At 69.0% G+C, this 7,397-nt stretch carries 9 protein-coding genes; 3 read left to right on the top strand and 6 right to left on the bottom strand.

What is annotated here, in order from left to right; genetic code table 11:
- Window positions 1-236: 236 nt before the first annotated feature.
- A complete protein-coding gene (locus ACIA8K_RS15785) occupies window positions 237-686 on the bottom strand; it encodes a hypothetical protein (RefSeq protein WP_396059208.1) in 450 nt (149 codons plus the stop codon).
- 112 nt (window positions 687-798) lie between these two features.
- Here ACIA8K_RS15785 and ACIA8K_RS15780 point away from each other — a divergent pair, with 112 nt between their 5' ends.
- The gene (locus tag ACIA8K_RS15780) at window positions 799-1,194 is read left to right on the top strand and encodes a PH domain-containing protein (RefSeq protein WP_396059206.1); all 396 of its coding nucleotides are present in this window, start codon (window positions 799-801) and stop codon (window positions 1,192-1,194) included.
- On the opposite strand, the gene ACIA8K_RS15775 is transcribed toward ACIA8K_RS15780, so the two are convergent.
- Both ACIA8K_RS15775 and ACIA8K_RS15770 read right to left on the bottom strand, forming a co-directional pair.
- Window positions 1,191-2,114 (bottom strand): rhomboid family intramembrane serine protease, encoded by a 924-nt coding sequence (locus ACIA8K_RS15775; RefSeq protein WP_396059204.1) that lies wholly within the window; start codon window positions 2,112-2,114, stop codon window positions 1,191-1,193. The genes ACIA8K_RS15780 and ACIA8K_RS15775 overlap by 4 nt on opposite strands.
- Before the next feature lie 20 nt (window positions 2,115-2,134).
- Window positions 2,135-2,662, bottom strand: a complete 528-nt coding sequence (locus tag ACIA8K_RS15770) for a peptidylprolyl isomerase (RefSeq protein WP_396059202.1) — start codon at window positions 2,660-2,662, stop codon at window positions 2,135-2,137.
- Window positions 2,663-2,783: 121 nt separating this feature from the next.
- On the opposite strand from ACIA8K_RS15770, the gene ACIA8K_RS15765 reads away from it, so the two are divergent.
- Window positions 2,784-3,593, top strand: a complete 810-nt coding sequence (locus tag ACIA8K_RS15765) for a hypothetical protein (RefSeq protein WP_396059200.1) — start codon at window positions 2,784-2,786, stop codon at window positions 3,591-3,593.
- Window positions 3,594-3,650: 57 nt separating this feature from the next.
- On the opposite strand, the gene corA is transcribed toward ACIA8K_RS15765, so the two are convergent.
- The 3 genes from corA to ACIA8K_RS15750 form a co-directional block, all read right to left on the bottom strand.
- Window positions 3,651-4,790, bottom strand: coding sequence for a magnesium/cobalt transporter CorA (corA, locus tag ACIA8K_RS15760; RefSeq protein ID WP_396059198.1), 1,140 nt, complete (start codon window positions 4,788-4,790; stop codon window positions 3,651-3,653).
- A gap of 388 nt (window positions 4,791-5,178) precedes the next feature.
- Window positions 5,179-6,273: a PLP-dependent aminotransferase family protein gene (locus ACIA8K_RS15755; protein ID WP_396059196.1), complete on the bottom strand. Its 1,095-nt coding sequence runs from the start codon at window positions 6,271-6,273 to the stop codon at window positions 5,179-5,181.
- Between the two features lie 135 nt (window positions 6,274-6,408).
- Window positions 6,409-6,801, bottom strand: coding sequence for a cyclic nucleotide-binding/CBS domain-containing protein (locus tag ACIA8K_RS15750; RefSeq protein WP_396059194.1), 393 nt, complete (start codon window positions 6,799-6,801; stop codon window positions 6,409-6,411).
- A 110-nt stretch (window positions 6,802-6,911) separates the two neighbouring features.
- Between ACIA8K_RS15750 and ACIA8K_RS15745 the strand changes: the two genes are divergently transcribed.
- Window positions 6,912-7,379 carry an NUDIX hydrolase gene (locus tag ACIA8K_RS15745; RefSeq protein WP_396059192.1) on the top strand — a complete coding sequence of 156 codons (468 nt, stop codon included), beginning with the start codon at window positions 6,912-6,914 and terminating at the stop codon, window positions 7,377-7,379.
- The last annotated feature ends 18 nt before the right edge of the window (window positions 7,380-7,397 follow it).

Genomic DNA, 7,397 nt, shown 5'->3' with positions numbered 1-7,397 from the left:
GCTTCCTCGTTGTAAACCGGCATGAGGATCGAGAGCTTCACCGGAGGTTTCTCCACACTGCGGGGCGACGAGATCGGCCATAGCCTAACCGCAGGATCGCCTCGGTCGTAATCCTGGGTTTCGAGTCTGGCGTGATCAACTTTGCGTCGCTACAGCGTATTACCTCCCCGATCCGTCGCGTCTGACTAATTGCGCTTTTGCCGTCACGGTCAGTGCGCCCCCGCGCGCGGTGGACGTCAGCCGGCGGCCGCCAGCGGGGTCGGGCGCTTCGGCCGGAACATGCGGTTGAGCAGCGCGTCCATGTGCCACAGCTGCTTCGGGTGGCCGACACGGATCCAGAACCGCTCCCGGACGCCGTCGATCGCGGTGGCCGCGAGCTCGACCGCGGACTGCTGGGCGTCCGGGTTCCAGTTGACGTTGCCCAGGTGCCGCAGCTCCGCGTTGAGGTGCAGTCGCAACCTCCGCAGCAGCCGGGTCTCCTGGGTCACCACCAACCGCCGGTGGGTCAGAACGAGCAGGAACTCCCCCTGCAGCGGCTGATCGGGTCGGAGACATCGAGCGACCAGGACGGCGGTGTCGTCGGCTTCGACGCACCGGCGGAACACCGGCATATGCCGGCTGACGGTCGGGATGGCCACTCCGGCTTCGGCGGCGGCTGGCAGGAACGTTCGCGAGAAGACGTCCATGCGCGGTTAACGACGTGTGACCCCGATATGACGTGCCGGGCCTCGGCGTCGTGCGTGCATCGGACAGCCGCGGCTGCGGTTTCCGGACACCACGGATGGCATGCTGGCCGGCATGACGTGGCGAGTTCCCCGATGGCTACCCGCGGTCAAGGCCGCCGGCGGCGTCGCCCTGATCCTGTTCGCTGTCGCGCTCGCCGAGGGCGACCCGGTCCAGCTCGGCGTGGCCGGCGCGGTTTGCGCCGGTCTGCTCGTCTGGGCCGCCCGCGACCTGCTCGCCCCGGTTCGGCTCGCGGCCGACGACGACGGGCTGACAGTGGTCGCCGGCTTCGCCCGCCGGGTGCGCGTGCCGTGGCCGCAGGTCGAGGCGGTCCGCCTGGACACCCGGCCGCGCCTGGGCCTGCGCAGCGAGACGCTTGAGGTCGACACCGGCGACGCGCTTCACGTCTTCACCAAGGCGGACCTCGGCGTACCCCCGGCGGATGTTCTTCCGCACCTGCGGAGGAGCTAGGCCGACGCGGTCAGGGTCAGCGCGGCGAGCGCCAGGAACAGCAACGCCAGCGCGCCGCCCTGGTAGAGCGACCGGTTCTTCTGCGGCGCGTAGGCAAGGCCGGCCGCGGCAAGCGAGCCGACCACCAGGCCGCCGAGGTGACCGGCGATCGAGATGTTCGGGACGGCGAACGTGATGACCAGGTTCACGATCAGCACGGGGAGCACTGTGGACGTGTCCCGGCCGAGCCGCCGGAGCAGCACGAACAGCGCGGCGAACAGGCCGAAGATGGCGGTGGAGGCGCCGGCCGATAGGCGGTCCGCGTCGAAGAGGAGCGCGGCGACGTTGCCGCCGAGGCCGGCGAGCAGGTAGAGGCCCAGGAAGCGGATCGGGCCGAGCGCGGTCTCCAGCTGGCGGCCGAGAACCCACAGCGCCCACATGTTCATCAGCAGATGCAGGATGCCGAAGTGGATGAACATGGCGGTGAACAGCCGGTAGTAGGCGCCGTCCCAGATGCCGGGGTAGACCGTGCCGGCCTCCGGCACCGCCTCCAGGTACATGTAGCCGTCCGCGAGCGGCGTGATGCTCGGGCCGATCACCGCGCCGAAGAAGTGGATCGTCGAGGAGCCGGTGAAGAGGCCGGAGCCGATAAGCGAGCCCATGCCGGACAGTGCCACCCCGAGGGCGGCACCGAGGATGTTGAGCGCGATCAGGGTGATCGTGACGTAACCGGCACGGCCGGCCGCACTGCCACCGAAAGCGGTGCGGACCGGCCGCTGCGTACGTTTCCCCTCGGCCACGCACTCCGGGCACTGGTGGCCGACCGACGCCTCGTTCATGCAGCCGGGGCAGATCGATCGGTCGCACCTGGTGCAACGGACATACGTCTCGCGGTCGGGGTGCCGGTAGCAGACCGGGACGGTCGCCGGTACGTCACTCATGCGATCAAAAGTACGTCAGGTCAGCCGACGCGCTCGATCTCGACCTTCTCGATGACCACGTCCTGCTTCGGGCGGTCCATCGCACCGGTCGGCGTGGTGGCGATCGCGTCGACCACGCGCGCGGACTCATCGTCGGCGACCTGGCCGAAGATGGTGTGGCGGTGGTTCAGGTGCGGCGTCGGCGACACCGTGATGAAGAACTGCGAGCCGTTGGTGCCGGGTCCCGCGTTCGCCATCGCCAGCAGGTACGGCCGGTTGAAGACCAGGTCCGGGTGGAACTCGTCGGCGAACTTGTAGCCGGGACCACCGGTGCCGGTGCCGGTCGGGTCGCCCATCTGGACCATGAAGCCGCTGATCACCCGGTGCGAGATGGTGCCGTCGTAGTACGGGCCCTTGCCGGCCTGGCCGGTGCGCGGGTCCGTCCACTCCTTGGTGCCCTCGGCCAGCTCTACGAAGTTGGCCACCGTCTTCGGGGCGTGCAGCGGAAACAGCTCGAGCCGGATCGCACCGTGGTTGGTGTGCAGGGTGGCATATACAGCCTGGGCCACGGGTACTCCTTCGTCGGTTGGACAGTTCAGTTTCCTTGCGGAGTCTCCCATGTGCCGGTTCCGCCTACACGGCGGCACCCGAGGGGGGAGGATCACATGCAGGACAGACACCCTTTCGGAGGTGGTGCTGGTGTTCGGAATCGGGCGAAGCAAAACCCGCAGCCAGTTGGTCCGGGCAGAACTCGAAGAGGGCCTGGATCACCTGAAGCAGGCCGCCACGCACGCCGCGGAAGGCGTCGGTGCGACGGTCGGGCCGCGGGTGCACGCCGCGCGCGAGGTCGTCACACCGGCCGCCAGTCGCGCACGTAACGCGGCCGCCGGCGGTATCGCGGTGATCACTCCGCTGGCGATGGCGGCCGCGGAGGGCGCCCGGCAGGCGGGTAAGCAGACCGGGAAATCGAGCCGCCGGGTGAAGCGCAAGAGCGCCAAGGCGCTGCGTCGCACCGTCGGCCGTGAGGAGCGAGGCATGTCGCGGAACCGCAAGCTGGCCGGTCTGCTGATGATCGGCGTCGCCGCGGGGGCGGCCGGCAGCATGATCATGCGCCGGCGCCGGCAGCGCGAGGAAGAGCAGTGGACGACGCACGAGTCGAGCACGGCGCGCAGCGCCACCGACGCGGCCCGGCAGATGACGGAGAACGCCAAGGGGAAGCTGCACGCGGCGACCGAGACGGCCAAGGACACGGTCAAGCACGCGACCAACACCGCGAAGAGCACCGCGGAGCGGGCGGTCCAGGCCGGCACCAGCGCGATCTCGTCGGACGGCGCGTCGGACAGCAAGGAACCCGCGGCCGACCGCATGTCCGCCTCGGACCGGCTGGCCGCGGACTCGGCGACGCCGTCCTCGACGATCCGGCCGGCCGGCATGGCAGGCGCGGGCAACAAGGCCCACGGCGACCCGCTCGGCGCCCAGGACCGCTGGCCCGCGGGCTGATCACAAACCTTTGAATGCAGCGGGGGTACGCACGCCGTACCCCCGCTGCATTCTTGTCTAAAGCCAGCCGTTGCGGCGGAACGAGCGGTAGAGGATGACTGACACGATGACCAGAAGCATGATCAGGAATGGGTACGAGTAGCGCCACTCCAGCTCCGGCATGAACTTGAAGTTCATGCCGTAGATGCCGGCCGCCGCGGTCCAGACCGTGGCGATCGCGGCCCAGGCGGCGATCTTCCGCATGTCGTTGTTCTGGTCGACCGATACCTGCGCGAGCCGGGCCTGAAGAATCGAGTTCAGCAGGTCGTCGTCGGCCGTGATCTGCTCGATCGTGCGGCTCAGGTGGTCCTGCACGTCGCGGAAGTAACGGCGGACCTCCTTCGGCACCGTGCCACGGCTGGCGTCCGAGGTGAGCGTGAGCAGCGGCCGCTGAAACGGCACCACAGCCCGGCGGAACTCCACAAGCTCCCGCTTCAGCTGGTAGATCGACTGGATGCTGGCGCCGCCGGTCCGGGAGAAGACCTCCTCCTCAAGCGCGTCCAGGTCGTCCTCGATGCCGTCCGCGACCTCGATGTAGTGGTCGACGATCCGGTCCGTGACCGCGTAGGCGACCGCCCACGGGCCCTGGGCCAGCAGCTCCTGGCGCGCCTCCAGGTCCGCACGGACCGGGGAGAGCTTCGCCGCGTTGCCGTGCCGGACCGTGATCACGAAGGCCGGGCCGATGAAGATCAGCACCTGGCCGGTCTCCACCACCTCGGAGTGCTCGGTCAGCCGGCCGTGCTCCAGGTAGCGCGCGGTGCGGCAGACCAGGAAGACCACGTCGTTGAAGCGCTCCAGCTTGGGGCGCTGCTCCGCCTTGATCGCGTCCTCGACCGCCAGCTCGTGCAGTCCGTAGGCCTCCGCTATCGGCGCCATCTCCTGCTCGTCCGGCTCGTGCAGGCCGAGCCAGACGAACGAGTTGGGCTGTTCGCGGGCCGCGGCGAGCGCGCCGGCGTAGTCCCACTGGCCGTCCTGGCGCACGCCGTCGACGTAGAGCGCACAGTCCACGACCGCGCTGCGGGTCGGTGACCCCTCGGCGGGCAGGTGACGCGGGGTTCCATCGGCGCCGATGATCCTGGTCATCGCCCGGACGGGTGCGGTCCACGTTCGGCCGCGACCCCTCGTGTGTCCGTTGGCGCCGTTGTTCTGGTCAGCCATCCGCATTCACCCCCTCGTCCCTTATTCAGGTATCCCGCATGGAGGTTACGCGCGGAGGGGGATAGCGCCGGCTGGACCGGCCGCTTTCGGGGGTGAGCGAAGGGATCCAACCACCGGCTGCCGACGATAACCAAGCCCAGAGGGGTGGCGCCGGGTGGACCGGCCGCTTTCGGGGGGTGGGGGCGCGAGCGGTCCACCCGGCGCCAAGGGGGCGGGGTTATGTCTATGAGGGCCACCGCATGGCGATTGGCCATCCGCATTGTTGTCGCAGGCCCGGCCGGAAAGAAACCCCGGACCGGACCTGATGCCATTTTGTCGGGTATCCGACAAGCCGAACGGGCACCTTTTTGCACCGTCAGGCGTTAGGGAGGTCTAGCGCGGTTGATCTTCAGCCGCGAACCGCGTCGATCGCCTCGGCCAGTCGGCGCACGCCCTCGTCGATCTGGTCGGCCGTCACCGCCGAGAAGGCGAGGCGCAGCGAGTGCTGCCCGCCCTCAAGCAGGAAGTCGGTGCCCTTGACGACGGCCACGCCGCGCTCGGCCGCGGCCGGCAGCACCTTGTCCACGTGCACGTCGTCCGGCAGGTCGATCCAGAGGAAGTAGCCGCCGTCCGGCTCGGTGAACCGCACGCCGGGGATGCGCGCGCGCAGCGACTCGGCAAGCACCCGGGCCCGCTCGCCGAGGGCCGCGCTCACTGTCGCGATCGAGCGGTCGATGTCACCTGACACGCAGAACTGGTGCACGATCGCCTCGGACACCATGCCGGGCGAGATGTAGAGGTTTGTGGCGCGCTTCGCGATGTCCGCGATCAGCTTCGCGGGGCCGACCAGGTAGCCGACGCGCACGCCGGGGCAGACCGTCTTGGTGAAGCTTGACGCGTGCACGACCACGCCCTCGGTGTCCATCGACAGCATCGACGGCAGCGCCTCGCCGCGGAACCGGATGTCCGCGTACGGGTCGTCCTCGAAGATCGTGAACCCGTACTCAGACGCCAGTGCCAGCAGCTCGTGACGGCGCTCCAGGGAGAGCGTCACACCGGCCGGGTTCTGGTAGTTCGGGATGATGTGGGCGAGCGTCGGGCGCACGCCGGACTCCAGCAGCGCGCGCAGCTCCGCGGTGTCGATGCCGTCCGCATCGAGCGTCACCTGGTGCACCTTGCCGCCGAGGTTCTGCAGGTTGAGCAGCGTGCGGTCGTAGGTCGGCTTCTCCACCACCACGGCGTCGCCGGCCGTGACCAGGTGGTCGAAGAGGAACGCGTCCGCCTGGAGCGAGCCGTTCGTGATCAGCACCTGCTCGGGCGTGACACCGTGCTTCTCCGCGATCCAGGTGCGGAGCGGGAGGTACCCGACCGAGGTGCCGTAGGCGGTGATGCCCGCCGGGTCCGCGTCGAACGCGCGTACGGCCGCGGCCTTGAGGCCCTCGATGTCCACGATGTCCAGGGAGGGGGCGCCACGGGCGAATGAGATCAGCTGCTCAGCGGTCATGCGCTACAGCTTACGAGCAGGGGGATCGCGGTCCCTACGCCCATTCCCGCCAGGTGAACGGCAGTCGGAAAGTCGGTAAGTCAGCCGGTTTCCGGGGGCGCCGGCCGCAGAAAACGACAGGCGCCACCCGTACCCTCAAGAGGTTTTCAGGGCCTTTTCCCGGGCCCAGACGCGCATGATGTCGCGGACCGAGATGACGCCGAGGACCTCGCCGCCCTCAAGCACCACCAGGTGGCGGAATCCGCCGCGGGCCATGGCGAGCGCCGCCTCCTCAAGGGTCCAATCCGGACCCGCGTAGACGACGTCCCAGGTCATGTGCGTTCCGGTGCGTTCGACGTCGGGGTCCAGCCCGGCGCCGATCGCCCTGAGGAGGTCGCGCTCGGTCATGATCCCCACGCCGTCGGCGTCCGGGTCGAGCACGACTGCGGATCCGGTGCCGCGGGCGGCCATCATCGTGGCCGCCTGGCGGAGAGTGTGATCGGGGCCCACGGTGAGGACCTCAGCGGACATGGCTTCGCGAACGTGCATGGCGCATCTCCTTTGACACGGCGCGCTGTTCGTTCCTGACCTGCTGAAAACATGGTCGCCACATCACATGTGAGACGGCAAGAGGGAGGCGTTCCGCTAATGTCTCGGTCGTGACTTCGCCCACCGGCCGGTCGGCCGCGGATCCGCTGCTCTGCGTCGGCGCGCTGATCGTCGACGACGACGGACGGATCTTCGTGCAGCGCCGGTCACCGGACCGGCGGCTGTTCCCGGACACGTGGGACATCGCGGGCGGGCACGTGGAGCCGGGCGAGAGCCTTGAGGACACGCTGCTCCGCGAGGTGCGCGAGGAGACCGGCTGGATCCTGTCGCACGTGCTCGGCACGGTCGGCGAACACACCTGGAAGGGTGACGACGGGCTCTACCGGCTGGAGACCGACTTCCTCTGCCGGGTGGACGGAGACCTGTCCCGGCCCCGGCTCGAGGACGGCAAGCACACCGAGTTCGTCTGGATCTCCGAGGCGGAGTTGGACCTGCTCGACGAGAACCGCCAGGACGACGACACCATCCGCCGGATCGTGTCGGACGGCTTCACCATGCTGAGGGTATTCGGCTTTTAGCCCCATTCGCGGCTTTCG

The organism is Catenuloplanes sp. NPDC051500 (assembly GCF_044454585.1).
GTDB lineage: Bacteria > Actinomycetota > Actinomycetes > Mycobacteriales > Micromonosporaceae > Catenuloplanes.
Note: the sequence above shows the minus strand (reverse complement) of the source record. Positions and strands in the feature narration are given on the sequence as shown.